At 41.9% G+C, this 18,207-nt stretch carries 16 protein-coding genes; 8 read left to right on the forward strand and 8 right to left on the reverse strand.

What is annotated here, in order from left to right:
- Positions 1-218 precede the first annotated feature (218 nt).
- Positions 219-659: a PH domain-containing protein gene (locus ACZ07B_RS17610; RefSeq protein WP_015250779.1), complete on the forward strand. Its 441-nt coding sequence runs from the start codon at positions 219-221 to the stop codon at positions 657-659.
- Positions 660-709: 50 nt separating this feature from the next.
- Here ACZ07B_RS17610 and noc read toward each other — a convergent pair whose 3' ends face one another.
- The 8 genes from noc to rpmH form a co-directional block, all read right to left on the reverse strand.
- The gene (gene noc, locus ACZ07B_RS17615; protein ID WP_015250778.1) at positions 710-1,561 is read right to left on the reverse strand and encodes a nucleoid occlusion protein; all 852 of its coding nucleotides are present in this window, start codon (positions 1,559-1,561) and stop codon (positions 710-712) included.
- Positions 1,562-1,682: 121 nt separating this feature from the next.
- Positions 1,683-2,402 carry a 16S rRNA (guanine(527)-N(7))-methyltransferase RsmG gene (rsmG, locus tag ACZ07B_RS17620; RefSeq protein ID WP_216995693.1) on the reverse strand — a complete coding sequence of 240 codons (720 nt, stop codon included), beginning with the start codon at positions 2,400-2,402 and terminating at the stop codon, positions 1,683-1,685.
- Between the two features lie 13 nt (positions 2,403-2,415).
- On the reverse strand, positions 2,416-4,302 hold the full coding sequence (gene mnmG, locus ACZ07B_RS17625) for a tRNA uridine-5-carboxymethylaminomethyl(34) synthesis enzyme MnmG (RefSeq protein WP_003226825.1): 1,887 nt from the start codon (positions 4,300-4,302) through the stop codon (positions 2,416-2,418).
- A gap of 20 nt (positions 4,303-4,322) precedes the next feature.
- Positions 4,323-5,702: a tRNA uridine-5-carboxymethylaminomethyl(34) synthesis GTPase MnmE gene (mnmE, locus tag ACZ07B_RS17630; protein WP_464877487.1), complete on the reverse strand. Its 1,380-nt coding sequence runs from the start codon at positions 5,700-5,702 to the stop codon at positions 4,323-4,325.
- Between the two features lie 310 nt (positions 5,703-6,012).
- A complete protein-coding gene (gene jag, locus ACZ07B_RS17635; RefSeq protein ID WP_464877488.1) occupies positions 6,013-6,639 on the reverse strand; it encodes an RNA-binding cell elongation regulator Jag/EloR in 627 nt (208 codons plus the stop codon).
- A complete protein-coding gene (gene spoIIIJ, locus ACZ07B_RS17640; RefSeq protein WP_010886648.1) occupies positions 6,636-7,421 on the reverse strand; it encodes a YidC family membrane integrase SpoIIIJ in 786 nt (261 codons plus the stop codon). The genes jag and spoIIIJ overlap by 4 nt, the downstream gene beginning before the upstream one ends.
- 144 nt (positions 7,422-7,565) lie before the next feature.
- Positions 7,566-7,916, reverse strand: a complete 351-nt coding sequence (gene rnpA, locus ACZ07B_RS17645) for a ribonuclease P protein component (protein ID WP_003242628.1) — start codon at positions 7,914-7,916, stop codon at positions 7,566-7,568.
- Between the two features lie 151 nt (positions 7,917-8,067).
- Positions 8,068-8,202, reverse strand: a complete 135-nt coding sequence (gene rpmH, locus ACZ07B_RS17650) for a 50S ribosomal protein L34 (protein ID WP_003178075.1) — start codon at positions 8,200-8,202, stop codon at positions 8,068-8,070.
- A 626-nt stretch (positions 8,203-8,828) separates the two neighbouring features.
- Between rpmH and dnaA the strand changes: the two genes are divergently transcribed.
- The 7 genes from dnaA (at position 8,829) to gyrA (ending at position 17,878) form a co-directional block, all read left to right on the forward strand.
- Positions 8,829-10,169 (forward strand): chromosomal replication initiator protein DnaA, encoded by a 1,341-nt coding sequence (gene dnaA / locus ACZ07B_RS17655; RefSeq protein WP_003242674.1) that lies wholly within the window; start codon positions 8,829-8,831, stop codon positions 10,167-10,169.
- A 188-nt stretch (positions 10,170-10,357) separates the two neighbouring features.
- Positions 10,358-11,494 carry a DNA polymerase III subunit beta gene (gene dnaN, locus ACZ07B_RS17660; protein WP_003226811.1) on the forward strand — a complete coding sequence of 379 codons (1,137 nt, stop codon included), beginning with the start codon at positions 10,358-10,360 and terminating at the stop codon, positions 11,492-11,494.
- Between the two features lie 130 nt (positions 11,495-11,624).
- Entirely contained in the window at positions 11,625-11,840 is a 216-nt protein-coding gene (gene rlbA / locus ACZ07B_RS17665) for a ribosome maturation protein RlbA (RefSeq protein WP_003226810.1), read from the forward strand.
- 15 nt (positions 11,841-11,855) lie between these two features.
- A complete protein-coding gene (gene recF, locus ACZ07B_RS17670; RefSeq protein ID WP_003243515.1) occupies positions 11,856-12,968 on the forward strand; it encodes a DNA replication/repair protein RecF in 1,113 nt (370 codons plus the stop codon).
- 17 nt (positions 12,969-12,985) lie between these two features.
- Positions 12,986-13,231 carry an extracellular matrix regulator RemB gene (remB, locus tag ACZ07B_RS17675; RefSeq protein ID WP_003219266.1) on the forward strand — a complete coding sequence of 82 codons (246 nt, stop codon included), beginning with the start codon at positions 12,986-12,988 and terminating at the stop codon, positions 13,229-13,231.
- Positions 13,232-13,285: 54 nt separating this feature from the next.
- A complete protein-coding gene (gene gyrB / locus ACZ07B_RS17680; protein WP_003226808.1) occupies positions 13,286-15,202 on the forward strand; it encodes a DNA topoisomerase (ATP-hydrolyzing) subunit B in 1,917 nt (638 codons plus the stop codon).
- 210 nt (positions 15,203-15,412) lie between these two features.
- Positions 15,413-17,878: a DNA topoisomerase (ATP-hydrolyzing) subunit A gene (gyrA, locus tag ACZ07B_RS17685; RefSeq protein WP_464877489.1), complete on the forward strand. Its 2,466-nt coding sequence runs from the start codon at positions 15,413-15,415 to the stop codon at positions 17,876-17,878.
- The last annotated feature ends 329 nt before the right edge of the window (positions 17,879-18,207 follow it).

Consider the following 18,207-nt stretch of genomic DNA (forward strand, 5'->3'; position numbering starts at 1 on the left):
CTATCTTGCTTCTATTCTATCAAAAAAAGATTAAAGCGTTTCATTTTTTTCATCATTTTGTTCCGAATCATAAGGGAAATAATTGAAAATTCAAGCACGCTTTATGCTTTCTCTTATAAATTCTGCAATTTCTATGTTTTTTTGACTTAAAAAAGGAATTTCTTAAAGAAAAAAAGAAGAAGTCACAGTACAGAACGTGGAAACAGGATGGTGAGAAAATGGTTTATCAAACGAAGAGAGATGTACCCGTTACGCTGATGATTGTGTTTCTCATATTACTGATACAAGCAGATGCCATTGTTCCTTTTGTGCTGGGAAATATGAGAGTTTCCGGCTGGATCATTTTTATTCTGCTGACTCTTTTAAATGGACTCATCATTTGGAGCTTTATTGACCTAAAATATGTATTGAAGGAACACCATCTGATCATTAAAGCCGGATTGATCAAACATCAAATTCCTTATGAAAAAATCGATAAAGTCGTTCAAAAAAAGAAACTATGGTCCGGTTTTCGTCTGATCGGCTCTCGCCATGCCATCACAATATATTATCAGGGAGGATGGGGACATGCAGTAATTTCACCGCAAAAATCTGAAGAGTTTATCCACAAACTCAAAGAAAAGAATTCTAATATAATAATTTTCACTAAAAGTAAGTGATTACCTTTTATTGAAAATATAAAAAGCTCTCCTGCTTTTCAGGAGAGCTTCTATTTTGGTATGCGAATCGTTAATTGAATATATTCTTCAAATTCTTCTTCTTCCGTATTCAATTTTACACCGCTGTCTTCCACCATTGATAGTGACTGGCGAATCGTGTTCATCGCAATTCTTGTATCTCTGCTGAATGCTTTGCGTCTCGGCTTTGGCTTTCTCTTGCCTTGCTCCAGCATTTTCACCACGCGGTCTTCCGTCTGCTTTACATTTAAACTTTTCTCAATAATCTCTGTGAGCAGTGTGACTTGGAGCTCAGGCTGTTTCAGCGGAATCAGCGCTCTGGCATGGCGCTCGGTGATTTTCTTCTCCATAATCGCCTCTTGGACCGGCTGAGGCAGCTTTAATAACCGAAGCTTATTCGCGATTGTAGACTGCCCTTTTCCTAAGCGCTGTGCGAGTGCCTCCTGTGTTAAATCATGCAGCTCAAGCAGCCTAGCATAAGCATGCGCTTCCTCAATAGAAGACAGTTCTTCCCGCTGCAAGTTTTCGATTAACGCCACAGAAGCGGTTTCCGTGTCGGAAAAATCCTTAATAATTGCCGGAATCTTTTCCCACTCAAGCGATTGCACCGCTCTCCAGCGTCTTTCACCTGCAATGAGTTCGTATTGGCCTTCTTCTTCTGTATGCCTAACAACAATCGGCTGAATAATGCCGTGTGTATGAATGGTCATTGCTAACTCTTTGATTTTTTCATCTGAGAAAATGGTGCGTGGCTGAAAACGGTTGGGAACGATAGCATTTACCGGTATTTCCAGAATCTCTTCTTTGTTTGTATCATGTTCAGCAATCTCCGGCTCCTGTTCCTTCTCACCAAGCCCGAAGAAACGAGAGAATGAATGCTTCATGTACCTACACCACCTTTAAAAACTGCCATTTTTATAATTCTATTTTCTCATGGTTTTTCCTGCTGTACATCCATCAATTTTGATGAAAATATGATGGTATTGTCATATTAGGCTGTCTAAATTACCCTTCAATTGGCGATTTATTAGGAGTTCCCGGTTTTCTTGGATACTTCTTAGGCGTATTTTTTATTTTGCGTATCACCATAATATTACGATCGCTTTCTTCAATAGGCAGCTTAAAAGAATGGATATTGTCAAGTTCTCCTCCAAGCGTCGTGATTGCTTTTTTGCCTGCATTCAGTTCTTCTTCAGCTGATGCGGCTTTTAAAGCAACAAATAAACCGTTTTTCTTCACCAGAGGCAAGCAAAGCTCACTCAAAACAGATAATCTCGCAACTGCTCGTGCCGTCACAATATCATAGCTTTCACGCACGTCTTTCCGTTGCCCGAACGTTTCAGCTCTGTCATGGCAGAATGTTGTATTCTCCAATTGCAAAGCCTCAGATAGCTTTTCTAAAAACGTGATCCGTTTATTCAGTGAATCTACGATTGTGACATTGAGGTGCGGAAAGCATATTTTTATCGGCAGACTTGGAAAACCCGCTCCCGCTCCGACATCACAAATCGTGTTCACCTGATTGAAGTCGACATAAAAAGCAGCTGTAATGGAATCATAAAAATGCTTTAAATACACTTCTTTTTTCTCTGTTATTGAAGTCAGATTGATTTTTTCGTTCCATTCAACCAGCATGTCGTAATACAGCTCAAATTGCTCCAGCTGACGGGGAGAAAGGGAGATCCCTTTTTCCGCCAAACCAGAAGTAAATTCTTCAATATTCATGCCGTCATCCTTTCTATTCGGCTATCTTCGCAATGCGTCCCTGCTCTAAATACACCAATAGAATTGAAATGTCCGCCGGGTTTACACCGGAAATGCGGGAAGCTTGGGCAACAGACAAAGGCCGTACATTTTTCAGTTTTTGACGCGCCTCGGTCGCAATCCCCTTAATTGCGTCATAATCAATTCGGTCTGGAATTTTTTTATTTTCCATCTTCTTCAGTTTTTCCACTTGCTGAAGAGATTTTTCAATATATCCTTCATATTTCACTTGGATTTCTACTTGTTCTGCCACGTCTTGAGGAACCGGCACTTCTGGCGGCGCCAGTTTTGTGACTGTTTCATAGTTCATTTCAGGACGCTTCATCAAGTCTGTGCCGCGAACTCCATCTTTCAATTCGCTTCCGCCAAGAGAACGGATATATTCTTGATTTTCCGGAGACGGCTTGATAATTACAGAATGAAGACGTTTTTTCTCCGCCTCGATCGCCGCTTTTTTCTTCTCAAAAGCCGCATAGCGCTCATCAGAAATCAATCCAATGCGGTGTCCGATTTCTGTCAGACGCAAATCAGCATTGTCATGTCGAAGCAGCAATCTGTATTCAGCACGTGATGTCAAAAGACGATATGGCTCATTGGTACCTTTTGTCACAAGGTCATCAATCAGAACACCAATATAGGCGTCAGAACGGCTTAGAATTACTTCTTCTTTTCCAAGCGCTTTTCGTCCTGCATTGATTCCCGCCATAATCCCTTGTCCCGCAGCTTCTTCATAACCGGATGTTCCGTTAATTTGGCCTGCAGTGTAAAGGTTTGTGATTTTTTTTGTTTCAAGTGTCGGCCAGAGCTGTGTCGGTACGATTGCATCATACTCGATCGCATAGCCGGCTCTCATCATTTGCACGTTTTCAAGTCCAGGAATCGTTGCAAGCATTCTTTGCTGTACGTCTTCTGGAAGACTTGTAGATAAACCTTGGACATAGACTTCCTGTGTATTTCTGCCTTCCGGCTCAAGGAAGATTTGGTGACGCGGTTTATCATTAAAACGGACAACTTTATCTTCAATGGATGGGCAGTATCTTGGGCCCGTACCTTTGATCATACCGGAATACATCGGTGAACGGTGCAGGTTGCTGTCAATAATCTCATGTGTCTCAGGGCTTGTATATGTCAACCAGCAAGGGAGCTGATCTGTGATATATTCCACTGTTTCATATGAGAAAGCGCGAGGCACATCGTCACCAGGCTGAATTTCCGTTTTGCTGTAATCAATCGTGTCGCTTTTAACGCGAGGCGGCGTACCTGTTTTAAAACGAACAAGGTCAAAACCAAGTTCCTCCAAATGCTCAGAAAGCTTAATAGAAGGCTGCTGGTTATTTGGGCCGCTTGAGTAAGACAGATCGCCAAGAATAATACGTCCTCTTAAATATGTCCCTGTCGTCATGACAACTGCTTTCGCACGATAATGTGCACCGGTTTGTGTAATAACGCCTCGGCATTCGCCGTCTTCAACGATCAGCCGCTCCACAATTCCTTGCAGCAATGTTAAGTTTGGTTCTTTTTCAAGCGTATTTTTCATTTCGTGCTGATATTGGAATTTGTCTGCTTGCGCACGCAATGCACGAACCGCAGGACCTTTTCCTGTATTCAGCATTCTCATTTGAATATGCGTTTTATCGATGTTTCTTCCCATTTCTCCGCCGAGCGCGTCAATTTCGCGGACGACAATCCCTTTTGCGGGGCCGCCGACAGACGGATTACATGGCATAAATGCAACCATATCTAGGTTGATGGTCAAGACAAGCGTTTTGGCGCCTTGACGTGCAGATGCGAGGGCAGCCTCAACACCGGCATGCCCGGCGCCAATCACAATCACATCGTATTGGCCTGCTTCATACCCCATGATTCTAGTTCCTCCTTTTATTATTTTCCTAAACAGAATTGAGAAAAGAGCTGATCAATTAAGCTTTCGTGGACAGAATCTCCAATGATTTCCCCTAAAAGCTCCCAGCATCTTGTAAGGTCAATTTGCACCATGTCGATCGGGACATCCTGTTCGATGCCGCTAAGCGCATCTTCAATGGCGCGTTTTGCTTGCTGTAAAATAGAGATGTGACGTGTGTTGCTGACATAAGTCAGATCTCCGCCTTCAATGGCACCCGTGTAGAACAGCGATTGAATCGCTTCTTCCAGATCATTGATGCCTTCCTCTTTTAAAAGAGATGTCGTAACAACTGGACGTCCATTGGCAAGCTCACGGACACGTTCAGTGTCAATCTTCGCCTCAAGGTCAGTCTTATTCAAAATCACGATAACATCCATGCCCTCAACGGCTTCAAAAAGCTTCACGTCTTCTTCAGAAAGCTCTTCACTATAATTAAGCACAAGTAAAATCAGGTCCGCTTCCTTTAGAACCTGGCGAGAACGTTCAACACCGATTCGCTCAACAATATCCTCTGTTTCACGAATACCTGCTGTATCAACCAGACGAAGCGGGACGCCCCTTACATTCACGTATTCCTCAATCACATCCCGTGTCGTTCCGGGAATATCGGTTACAATGGCTTTTGCCTCATGAACGAGGCTGTTCAGAAGAGATGATTTTCCTACGTTTGGCCGGCCGATAATGACGGTAGAAAGACCTTCACGTAAGATTTTTCCTTGCTCAGAAGTCCTCAGCAGCGCCTCAATTTCCTTTTTCACGACGGTTGCCTTTTCGACTAAAATCTGATGCGTCATTTCCTCTACATCATCATACTCCGGATAATCGATATTCACCTCAACATGGGCCAGTGTTTCTAAAATCTCACTGCGCAAACGGCGCACCAAAGCAGAAAGACGCCCTTCCATTTGATTCATAGCAACGTTCATTGCCCGGTCCGTTTTCGCTCTGATTAAGTCCATAACCGCTTCCGCCTGTGAAAGATCGATTCGGCCGTTTAAAAACGCACGTTTCGTAAATTCACCAGGCTCTGCCAGTCTCGCTCCCTCTCTCAATGCAAGCTGAAGCACTTGGTTCACAGTCACAATTCCCCCGTGACAGTTAATCTCGATGACATCTTCTCGTGTAAAAGTTCTCGGCGCTTTTAACACTGATACCATTACTTCCTCAACGACACGATCCGAAGGTCTGTCTACGATATGACCATAATGAATCGTATGTGATTCGACCGAGCTGAGTGTTTTCCCCTTCGGTCCCTTATAAATTTTATCTGCGATTTGAATGGCTTCTGGTCCGCTCAACCGTACAATCGCAATCGCGCCTTCTCCCATCGGTGTGGAAATTGCCGCAATTGTATCCATGTTGTTCACCTCTCTTTACTTATACTTCATCTATATAAAAAAATATTTATTATGCCAAAACTAAAAGATAACATAGTTTGGTTCGAAGTGGAAGATTTGTTATCCACAGAAATAGAAATTCGTCCCTTATTACTTTAACTTATCCACATGTGAATAACAATTAATTTTATTTCCTGAACTTCCTTTTTATCAACAGGATACACCTAAAAAGAAAAAACTTAAACGGCAAAACCTTGATATTACTAGGAAAAGTAGATTTTTCGGATACAAAAAAACCGAAATCCAATTTTTATCGGACTTCGGTTTTATGCTATCTTTTATGGGAAATAACGAGATGACGATTTTCGCCTTCACCCATTGAATATGTTTTGATCTGGTGGTTTGCATATCCAGAAAGAGTATCGTGAATAATTTTTCTTTCGCTGGACGGCATAGGCTCAAGCTGGATGGATTTTTTCGTTTTCAAAACTTGGTCAGCAAGCTTGATGGCCAGATGGCTCAGTGTTTCTTTTCTTTTCAAACGATAGTTTTCTGCATCCACCGTCACATTTTTGTATTGGCCTGGATAACGGTTAAGGGCAAGCTGTGTCAAAGTTTCAAGGGCGTTTAAGGTTTGTCCTCTTTTCCCAATCAACAATGCTGCCTTTTCACCTGTTATATGATATCTCACTGTCTTTTTGCTTTCTTGAACAGTCACATCAGACTTACCGGCAATGGCTTCGGCGATCGTTTGAAGATATAACTTCGCTTGCTGAATCGGATCAATCTTTTCAACCAGCTTTACGATTGCAGGCTTTTTGCCGAAAATACCGAGAAACCCTTTGTTTCCCTCTTCAATAACAGTAATCTCTACCTTATCCTTCGTTAATCCCAGCTCTTGCAATCCGGACTGTACTGCTTCATCGACATTTCGCCCTGCAGCAGTCACATTCCTCACTTTTTCTTTCCTCCGGCTTTTTGCGGCTCAGGATTTTTTTTAATATCAGGTCCTTTAATGAGGAAAGTTTGCGCAATCATAAACAAGTTACCGACTACCCAATAAAGAGAAAGAGCCGCCGGGAAGTTGATAGCAAATACGATAATCATAATTGGCATAATCCAAAGCATCATCGCCATTTGCGGATTTTGCTGCGCATTGCCCGCCATCATCAGTTTTTGCTGAACAAATGTAGCGACACCGGCAACGATAGGAAGGATATAGTAAGGATCTTTTTCTCCTAAGTCAAACCATAAGAAGCTGTGCTCTGAAATCGCCTGGGTTCTCATGATCGCATGATAGAATCCAATTAAAATCGGCATCTGGATCAAAATCGGGAAACATCCCGCCAATGGATTGACACCATGCTTTTGGAATAACGCCATTGTTTCCTGCTGAAGCTTTTGCTGCGTTTTTTGATCCTTTGAGCTGTATTTTTCTTTAAGCTTTTGCATTTCCGGCTGTAAAGCCTGCATCGCTTTCGAACTTCTCAGCTGCTTAATCATCAGCGGTAAAATTAATAAACGAATTAAAATGGTAACTAGAATAATTGAAAGCCCGTAGTTATCTCCCGTCAATTTCGCTACATACGTAATGAGCTCAGACAATGGATATACTACGTACTTGTCCCAGAAATGCGGACTATCTGCAGTGATCGGCTCTTTCACACTCGAGCATCCAGCCAAAAGCATGAATACGCCAACCATACTTAATAGCAACCCTATTCTCCTTTTCAACAACATTTCCTCCTATAATTAATCTTTACACTCTTTTATTGCAAAGCATACTTGTATGTATTTTAGCATCTTTCAGTTTTAAATGGTGTCTTTTTCTGATCAACCAGAAAGGAAGCGCTTTTAAAAGTTGTAAGAAAGCAGTGGTGATGCCTACTTTGACGAAGATTTCTTATATAATGAAGACTTTCTGAATAGATGCTGCAGACTTTTTTTCGTTTCCTCATATGTCAGCTGGCTCGCCGGTTTTCTGGCAATAATGATGTAATCCTTTTCCTTCAGTCTCTCTTTCTCTTCAAGAAAAGCCTGCCGAATCAAACGTTTGATCCGATTTCGCATCACAGCATTGCCAATTTTTTTGCTGACGGAAAGCCCGACACGCAGTTCATCATTTTCAGGCTGATCCAGCGTATATAAGACAAACTGGCGGTTTGCAACTGATGTCCCATGTTTAAACACTTTTTGAAAATCTTCATTTTTCTTTAAACGATTTCGCTTCTTCAAATGACTCACTCCGATACTGGCTGGCAGAAACTTTTAAAATTTATTATGAACATGAGATGCATCTGAACCAGGAAGCATGCCCCGGTTCATTACGCATCACATCTATCTTTTCCCATAACGTGAAAAAAGACCACTGACATTATTCAGTGGCCTAAGCTGATAATACTTTTCTGCCTTTGCGGCGACGGCGTGCTAAAACTAGACGACCGTTTTTTGAACTCATACGGCTTCTGAAGCCATGAACTTTGCTGCGTTTACGGTTATTCGGTTGGAATGTTCTTTTCATTTATGACACCTCCCTCGAGGAATAGCTGTTAAAGACAGTCTTACTTATTATATTTGCGTTACCTATTCATTGTCAACTTCACTAGTGCTTTTATTTCTTGCAACCATAATAGGATACCATACCTTTTCAACTTTCGAAACCTTATTTTTTAGATTCCTTAATTTTACGGAAAAAAGACAAATCCAAATAATTTGCCCCTAAAATCACGCATGTGGATATCTTTTTCGGCTTTTTTTAGTATCCACAGAGGTTATCGACAACATTTTCACATTACCAACCCCTGTGGACAAGGTTTTTTCAACAGGTTGTCCGCTTTGTGGATAAGATTGTGACAACCATTGCAAGCTCTCGTTTATTTTGGTATTATATTTGTGTTTTAACTCTTGATTACTAATACTACCTTTCCTCTTTATCCACAAAGTGTGGATAAGTTGTGGATTGATTTCACACAGCTTGTGTAGAAGGTTGTCCACAAGTTGTGAAATTTGTCGAAAAGCTATTTATCTACTATATTATATGTTTTCAACATTTAATGTGTACGAATGGTAAGCGCCATTTGCTCTTTTTTTGTGTTCTATAACAGAGAAAGACAACATTTTCTATGAAAAGGAGGGACGTGCCGGAAGATGGAAAATATATTAGACCTGTGGAACCAAGCCCTTGCTCAAATCGAAAAAAAGTTGAGCAAACCGAGTTTTGAGACTTGGATGAAGTCAACCAAAGCCCACTCACTGCAAGGCGATACATTAACAATCACGGCTCCCAATGAATTTGCCAGAGACTGGCTGGAGTCCAGATACTTGCATCTGATTGCAGATACTATATATGAATTAACCGGGGAAGAATTGAGCATTAAGTTTGTCATTCCTCAAAATCAAGATGTTGAGGACTTTATGCCGAAACCGCAAGTCAAAAAAGCGGTCAAAGAAGATACATCTGATTTTCCTCAAAATATGCTCAATCCAAAATATACTTTTGATACTTTTGTCATCGGATCTGGAAACCGATTTGCACACGCAGCTTCCCTTGCAGTAGCGGAAGCACCCGCGAAAGCTTACAACCCTTTATTTATCTATGGGGGCGTCGGCTTAGGGAAAACGCACTTAATGCATGCGATCGGCCATTATGTAATAGATCATAATCCTTCTGCCAAAGTGGTTTATCTGTCTTCTGAGAAATTTACAAACGAATTCATCAACTCTATCCGAGATAATAAAGCCGTCGACTTCCGCAATCGCTATCGAAATGTTGATGTGCTTTTGATAGATGATATTCAATTTTTAGCGGGGAAAGAACAAACCCAGGAAGAATTTTTCCATACATTTAACACATTGCACGAAGAAAGCAAACAAATCGTCATTTCAAGTGACCGACCGCCAAAGGAAATTCCGACACTTGAGGACAGATTGCGCTCACGTTTTGAATGGGGACTTATTACAGATATCACACCGCCTGATCTAGAAACGAGAATTGCAATTTTAAGAAAAAAAGCCAAAGCAGAAGGCCTCGATATTCCGAACGAGGTTATGCTTTACATCGCGAATCAAATCGACAGCAATATTCGGGAACTCGAAGGAGCATTAATCAGAGTTGTCGCTTATTCATCTTTAATTAATAAAGATATTAATGCTGATCTGGCCGCTGAGGCGTTGAAAGATATTATTCCTTCCTCAAAACCGAAAGTCATTACGATAAAGGAAATTCAGAGGGTAGTAGGCCAGCAATTTAATATTAAACTCGAGGATTTCAAAGCAAAAAAACGGACAAAGTCAGTAGCTTTTCCGCGTCAAATCGCCATGTACTTATCAAGGGAAATGACTGATTCCTCTCTTCCTAAAATCGGTGAAGAGTTTGGAGGACGTGATCATACGACCGTTATTCATGCGCATGAAAAAATTTCAAAACTGCTGGCAGATGATGAACAGCTTCAGCAGCATGTAAAAGAAATTAAAGAACAGCTTAAATAGCAGGACCAGGGATCAATCGGGGAAAGTGTGAATAACTTTTCGGAAGTCATACACAGTCTGTCCACATGTGGATAGGCTGTGTTTCCTGTCTTTTTCACAACTTATCCACAAATCCACAGGCCCTACTATTACTTCTACTATTTTTTATAAATATATATATTAATACATTATCCGTTAGGAGGATAAAAATGAAATTCACGATTCAAAAAGATCGTCTTGTTGAAAGTGTCCAAGATGTATTAAAAGCAGTTTCATCCAGAACCACGATTCCCATTCTGACTGGTATTAAAATTGTTGCATCAGATGATGGAGTATCCTTTACAGGGAGTGACTCAGATATTTCTATTGAATCCTTCATTCCAAAAGAAGAAGGAGATAAAGAAATCGTCACTATTGAACAGCCCGGAAGCATCGTTTTACAGGCTCGCTTTTTTAGTGAAATTGTAAAAAAATTGCCGATGGCAACTGTAGAAATCGAAGTCCAAAATCAGTATTTGACGATTATCCGTTCTGGTAAAGCTGAATTTAATCTAAACGGACTGGATGCTGACGAGTATCCGCACTTGCCTCAGATTGAAGAGCATCATGCGATTCAGATCCCAACTGATTTGTTAAAAAATCTAATCAGACAAACAGTATTTGCAGTGTCCACCTCAGAAACACGCCCTATCTTGACAGGTGTAAACTGGAAAGTGGAGCAAAGTGAATTATTATGCACTGCAACGGATAGCCACCGTCTTGCATTAAGAAAGGCGAAACTTGATATTCCAGAAGACAGATCTTATAACGTCGTGATTCCGGGAAAAAGTTTAACTGAACTCAGCAAGATTTTAGATGACAACCAGGAACTTGTAGATATCGTCATCACAGAAACCCAAGTTCTGTTTAAAGCGAAAAACGTCTTATTCTTCTCACGGCTTCTGGACGGGAATTATCCAGACACAACCAGCCTGATTCCGCAAGACAGCAAAACAGAAATCATTGTGAACACAAAAGAATTCCTTCAGGCCATTGATCGTGCATCTCTTTTAGCTAGAGAGGGACGCAACAACGTTGTAAAACTGTCCGCAAAACCGGCTGAATCCATTGAAATTTCTTCCAATTCACCGGAAATCGGTAAAGTTGTGGAAGCAATTGCTGCGGATCAAATTGAAGGTGAGGAATTAAATATCTCTTTTAGTCCAAAATATATGCTGGATGCACTAAAGGTGCTTGAAGGAGCAGAAATACGCGTAAGCTTTACAGGTGCAATGAGACCTTTCTTAATTCGCACGCCGAATGATGAAACGATTGTACAGCTTATCCTCCCTGTCAGAACCTATTAATCCGATACACTGCTGCCGACTTGTCGGCAGCTTTTCTATTCGGTATCTGCTCCGACAAGTTTTCCCTTTCCCTAATTCGTTTTTTTTTAGTACAATTAGATATTAGTGATATTTGAAAGAGGTCGATATAATGGCAAATCCGATTTCAATTGATACAGAGATGATTACACTCGGACAATTCTTAAAATTAGCCGATGTGATTCAGTCTGGCGGTATGGCGAAGTGGTTTTTAAGCGAGCATGAAGTGCTTGTGAACGATGAGCCGGACAACCGCCGGGGCAGAAAGCTGTATGTTGGAGATGTGGTAGAGATTGAAGGATTTGGTTCATTTCAAGTCGTCAATTAAAGCGGGTGACACTGATTGTATATCCAGAACTTAGAACTGACATCTTACCGCAACTACGACCATGCTGAACTTCAATTTGAAAATAAAGTAAATGTGATCATCGGAGAAAACGCCCAGGGGAAGACAAACCTCATGGAGGCGATCTATGTCTTGTCCATGGCGAAATCGCACCGGACATCAAATGACAAAGAACTTATACGGTGGGACAAAGACTATGCTAAAATAGAGGGAAGAGTGATGAAGCAAAACGGGGCGATCCCGATGCAGCTCGTCATCTCCAAAAAGGGTAAAAAGGGCAAGGTCAATCATATTGAACAGCAAAAGCTCAGCCAGTATGTCGGGGCCCTCAACACCATTATGTTCGCGCCGGAAGATTTAAATCTTGTAAAAGGAAGCCCTCAAGTGAGAAGGCGGTTTCTTGACATGGAAATCGGACAGGTTTCTCCCGTCTATCTTCATGATCTTTCTCTTTACCAGAAAATCCTTTCCCAGCGGAATCATTTTTTGAAACAGCTGCAAACAAGAAAACAAACTGACCGGACGATGCTCGATGTTCTGACCGATCAGCTTGTAGAAGTTGCAGCAAAAGTCGTCGTAAAACGCCTGCAGTTTACAGCACAGCTCGAGAAATGGGCGCAGCCCATCCATGCAGGCATCTCAAGAGGGCTTGAAGAACTGACCCTGAAATACCATACAGCTCTTGATGTATCAGATCCCCTAGATTTGTCGAAAATAGGAGATAGCTATCAAGAAGCGTTTTCTAAATTAAGAGAAAAAGAAATTGAGCGTGGTGTGACGCTGTCAGGGCCACATCGCGATGATGTTCTTTTCTATGTGAACGGACGCGATGTGCAGACGTATGGTTCTCAAGGACAGCAGCGAACGACGGCGTTGTCCCTTAAGTTGGCGGAGATTGACCTGATCCATGAAGAAATCGGAGAATATCCCATTTTACTATTGGATGATGTACTGAGTGAACTGGATGATTATCGCCAGTCACACTTGCTTCATACGATCCAAGGCCGTGTACAAACGTTTGTCACAACGACAAGCGTTGATGGCATTGATCACGAAACCTTACGTCAAGCAGGAATGTTCCGTGTGCAAAATGGTGCGTTAGTGAAGTGAAGAAATGAGGTGAGCAATTGTATATTCATTTAGGTGATGACTTTGTGGTTTCAACACGAGATATTGTCGGCATTTTTGACTTTAAAGCCAACATGTCGCCTATTGTTGAAGAATTTCTGAAAAAACAGAAACACAAGGTGGTGCCTTCCGTAAACGGCACGCCCAAATCTATCGTAGTCACGGTTCAGAATATATATTACTCTCCCTTATCTTCCAGCACATTAAAAAAACGTGCGCAATTTATGTTTGAAATAGATTCTTAGAAATTTTTTATCACGAATATATCGTTTAGAAAAGTGTAGGTGAATGACGTGGCTATGGAACAGCAGCAAAACAGTTATGATGAAAATCAGATACAGGTACTAGAAGGATTGGAAGCTGTTCGTAAAAGACCGGGGATGTATATCGGTTCGACAAACAGCAAAGGCCTTCACCACCTGGTATGGGAAATTGTCGACAATAGTATTGACGAAGCCCTCGCCGGTTATTGTACGGATATCAATATCCAAATCGAAAAAGACAACAGTATCACGGTTGTAGATAATGGCCGCGGTATTCCAGTCGGTATTCATGAAAAAATGGGCCGTCCTGCGGTAGAAGTCATTATGACGGTGCTTCATGCCGGAGGAAAATTTGACGGAAGCGGCTATAAAGTATCCGGAGGATTACACGGTGTAGGTGCGTCGGTCGTAAACGCACTATCAACAGAGCTTGATGTGACGGTTCACCGTGACGGTAAAATTCACCGCCAAACCTATAAACGCGGAGTTCCGGTTACAGACCTTGAAATCATTGGCGAAACGGATCATACAGGAACGACGACACATTTTGTCCCGGACCCTGAAATTTTCTCAGAAACAACCGAGTATGATTATGATCTGCTTGCCAACCGCGTGCGTGAATTAGCCTTTTTAACAAAGGGTGTAAACATCACGATTGAAGATAAACGTGAAGGACAAGAGCGCAAAAATGAATACCATTACGAAGGCGGAATTAAAAGTTATGTAGAGTATTTAAACCGCTCTAAAGAGGTTGTCCATGAAGAGCCGATTTACATTGAAGGCGAAAAGGACGGCATTACGGTTGAAGTGGCTTTGCAATACAATGACAGCTACACAAGCAACATTTACTCGTTTACAAACAACATTAATACGTACGAAGGCGGTACCCATGAAGCTGGCTTCAAAACGGGCCTGACTCGTGTTATCAACGATTACGCCAGAAAAAAAGGGCTTATTAAAGAAAATGATCCAAACCTAAGCGGAGATGACGTAAGGGAAGGGCTGACAGCGATTATTTCAATCAAACACCCTGATCCGCAGTTTGAGGGCCAAACGAAAACAAAGCTGGGCAACTCAGAAGCACGGACAATCACCGATACGTTATTTTCTACAGCGATGGAAACATTTATGCTGGAAAATCCAGATGCAGCCAAAAAAATTGTCGATAAAGGCTTAATGGCGGCAAGAGCAAGAATGGCTGCGAAAAAAGCCCGTGAACTAACACGTCGTAAGAGTGCTTTGGAAATTTCAAACCTGCCCGGTAAGTTAGCGGACTGCTCTTCAAAAGATCCGAGCATCTCCGAGTTATATATCGTAGAGGGTGACTCTGCCGGAGGATCTGCTAAACAAGGACGCGACAGACATTTCCAAGCCATTTTGCCGCTTAGAGGTAAAATCCTAAACGTAGAAAAAGCCAGACTGGATAAAATCCTTTCTAACAACGAAGTTCGCTCTATGATCACAGCGCTCGGCACAGGTATCGGGGAAGACTTCAACCTTGAGAAAGCCCGTTACCACAAAGTTGTCATTATGACAGATGCCGATGTTGACGGCGCGCACATCAGAACACTTCTGTTAACGTTCTTTTACAGATATATGCGCCAAATTATCGAAAATGGCTACGTGTACATTGCGCAGCCGCCGCTCTACAAGGTTCAACAGGGGAAACGTGTTGAATATGCGTACAATGACAAGGAGCTTGAAGAGCTGTTAAAAACTCTTCCTCAAACGCCTAAGCCTGGACTGCAGCGTTACAAAGGTCTTGGTGAAATGAATGCCACCCAGCTATGGGAGACAACCATGGATCCTAGCTCCAGAACACTTCTTCAGGTAACTCTTGAAGATGCAATGGATGCGGACGAGACTTTTGAAATGCTTATGGGCGACAAAGTAGAACCGCGCCGAAACTTCATAGAAGCGAATGCGAGATACGTTAAAAATCTTGACATCTAATCATAAAAAGCCTTATTTCCAATAAGAAATAAGGCTTTTTTCTGAACAAGATCAGATGCAGCAATGCTTGCAATACCTATATATTCTAGCAATTTAATGTGTATAATCATAAGTTTATTGATATAATGGAGAATAGTGAAATCGTATTGAAGGTCATAATGGACAATCTACTCCCACATATTTCATGTGATACTTCAGGGAGGTTTTTTAATGAGTGAACAAAACACACCACAAGTTCGTGAAATAAATATCAGTCAGGAAATGCGTACGTCCTTCTTGGATTATGCAATGAGCGTTATCGTGTCCCGTGCTCTTCCGGATGTTCGAGACGGTTTAAAACCGGTTCATAGACGGATTTTGTATGCAATGAATGATTTAGGCATGACAAGTGACAAGCCTTATAAAAAATCCGCGCGTATCGTTGGAGAAGTTATCGGGAAATACCACCCGCACGGTGATTCAGCGGTATATGAATCCATGGTCAGAATGGCCCAGGATTTCAACTACCGTTATATGCTCGTTGACGGTCACGGAAACTTCGGTTCTGTTGACGGAGACTCAGCGGCGGCCATGCGTTATACAGAAGCAAGAATGTCTAAAATCTCAATGGAGATTCTTCGCGACATCACAAAAGACACAATCGATTACCAGGATAACTATGACGGGTCAGAAAGAGAACCTGTCGTTATGCCTTCAAGGTTCCCGAATCTGCTCGTGAACGGTGCTGCCGGCATTGCGGTAGGTATGGCAACAAACATTCCTCCGCACCAGCTGGGAGAAATCATTGATGGTGTACTTGCTGTCAGTGAGAATCCGGACATTACAATTCCAGAACTTATGGAAGTCATTCCAGGGCCTGATTTCCCGACTGCGGGTCAAATCTTGGGACGCAGCGGTATCCGGAAAGCATACGAATCAGGCCGAGGCTCTATCACGATCCGGGCAAAAGCTGAGATCGAACAAACATCTTCGGGTAAAGAAAGAATTATCGTTACAGAGTTACCTTACCAAGTAAATAAGGCGAAATTAATTGAGAAAATTGCTGATCTCGTAAGGGACAAAAAGATAGAGGGTATCACAGATCTGCGTGATGAGTCAGATCGTACAGGTATGAGAATTGTCATTGAAATCAGACGAGATGCCAATGCGAATGTCATCTTAAACAATCTGTACAAACAAACTGCTCTACAAACATCTTTTGGCATCAACCTGCTTGCACTTGTTGATGGCCAGCCGAAAGTTTTAACTCTTAAGCAATGCCTGGAGCATTACCTTGACCATCAAAAAGTTGTCATTAGCCGCCGTACTGCTTATGAATTGCGTAAAGCAGAAGCAAGAGCTCATATCTTGGAAGGATTGAGAGTTGCACTGGATCATCTCGATGCAGTTATCTCCCTTATCCGTAATTCTCAAACGGCTGAAATTGCGAGAACAGGTTTAATCGAACAATTCTCACTGACAGAGAAGCAAGCACAAGCGATCCTTGATATGAGGCTCCAGCGTTTAACGGGACTGGAACGTGAAAAGATAGAAGAAGAATACCAATCTCTTGTTAAATTAATTGCAGAGCTAAAAGACATCTTGGCAAATGAATATAAAGTGCTTGAGATCATTCGTGAAGAACTCACGGAAATCAAAGAGCGTTTTAACGATGAAAGACGTACTGAGATCGTCACTTCTGGACTGGAGACAATTGAAGATGAAGATCTCATCGAGAGAGAAAATATCGTAGTTACTCTGACGCACAACGGATACGTCAAACGTCTTCCTGCATCAACTTACCGCAGTCAAAAACGGGGCGGAAAAGGTGTACAAGGTATGGGAACAAACGAAGATGATTTCGTTGAGCATTTGATCTCTACGTCAACTCATGACACGATTCTCTTCTTCTCGAACAAGGGGAAAGTGTATCGTGCAAAAGGGTATGAAATCCCTGAATACGGCAGAACGGCAAAAGGAATCCCGATTATTAACCTGCTGGAGGTAGAAAAGGGTGAGTGGATTAACGCGATTATTCCAGTCACAGAATTCAATGCGGAGCTTTACCTTTTCTTCACTACAAAGCATGGGGTTTCAAAACGAACATCACTATCTCAATTCGCTAATATCCGCAACAATGGTCTAATCGCTCTGAGTCTTCGTGAAGACGATGAACTGATGGGTGTACGTCTGACTGACGGCACAAAACAAATCATCATTGGAACGAAAAACGGTTTACTGATCCGTTTCCCTGAAACAGATGTCCGGGAGATGGGAAGAACTGCGGCGGGCGTAAAAGGCATCACCCTGACGGATGATGACGTTGTTGTCGGCATGGAGATATTAGAGGAAGAATCACACGTCCTTATCGTTACTGAAAAAGGGTACGGAAAACGAACTCCGGCTGAAGAGTACAGAACCCAAAGCCGGGGCGGAAAAGGACTCAAAACAGCGAAAATCACCGAGAACAACGGTCAACTAGTAGCAGTGAAAGCTACTAAAGGTGAAGAGGATCTAATGATTATTACAGCTAGCGGCGTACTCATCAGAATGGACATCAATGATATCTCCATCACCGGACGTGTCACTCAAGGTGTGCGTCTCATCAGAATGGCAGAAGAAGAGCATGTTGCTACAGTAGCTTTAGTAGAGAAAAACGAAGAAGATGAGAATGAAGAAGAACAAGAAGAAGTGTGAGAAAAAGCGCAGCTGAAATAGCTGCGCTTTTTTGTGTCATAACCCTTTACAGTCATAAAAATTATGGTATAATCATTTCTGTTGTCTTTTAAAAGACACAAACATGACCATTATGACTAGTAAAAACTTTTTCAAAAAAGTATTGACCTAGTTAACTAAAAATGTTACTATTAAGTAGTCGCTTCGAGAGAAGCACACAAAGTTCTTTGAAAACTAAACAAGACAAAACGTACCTGTTAATTCATTTTTTATAAATCGCACAGCGATGTGCGTAGTCAGTCAAACTACTTTATCGGAGAGTTTGATCCTGGCTCAGGACGAACGCTGGC

This window comes from Bacillus sp. 9.4, from assembly GCF_055486415.1.

Coding starts and splice junctions, on each gene's coding strand:
- mnmE (WP_464877487.1), bottom strand. CDS start 5,702: ATGGATACAATTGCGGCAATTTCCACACCGATGGGAGAAGGCGCGATT.
- gyrB (WP_003226808.1), top strand. CDS start 13,286: ATGGAACAGCAGCAAAACAGTTATGATGAAAATCAGATACAGGTACTA.
- noc (WP_015250778.1), bottom strand. CDS start 1,561: ATGAAGCATTCATTCTCTCGTTTCTTCGGGCTTGGTGAGAAGGAACAG.
- mnmG (WP_003226825.1), bottom strand. CDS start 4,302: ATGGGGTATGAAGCAGGCCAATACGATGTGATTGTGATTGGCGCCGGG.
- rlbA (WP_003226810.1), top strand. CDS start 11,625: ATGGCAAATCCGATTTCAATTGATACAGAGATGATTACACTCGGACAA.
- gyrA (WP_464877489.1), top strand. CDS start 15,413: ATGAGTGAACAAAACACACCACAAGTTCGTGAAATAAATATCAGTCAG.
- dnaN (WP_003226811.1), top strand. CDS start 10,358: ATGAAATTCACGATTCAAAAAGATCGTCTTGTTGAAAGTGTCCAAGAT.
- rsmG (WP_216995693.1), bottom strand. CDS start 2,402: ATGAATATTGAAGAATTTACTTCTGGTTTGGCGGAAAAAGGGATCTCC.
- spoIIIJ (WP_010886648.1), bottom strand. CDS start 7,421: ATGTTGTTGAAAAGGAGAATAGGGTTGCTATTAAGTATGGTTGGCGTA.
- dnaA (WP_003242674.1), top strand. CDS start 8,829: ATGGAAAATATATTAGACCTGTGGAACCAAGCCCTTGCTCAAATCGAA.
- ACZ07B_RS17610 (WP_015250779.1), top strand. CDS start 219: ATGGTTTATCAAACGAAGAGAGATGTACCCGTTACGCTGATGATTGTG.
- rpmH (WP_003178075.1), bottom strand. CDS start 8,202: ATGAAAAGAACATTCCAACCGAATAACCGTAAACGCAGCAAAGTTCAT.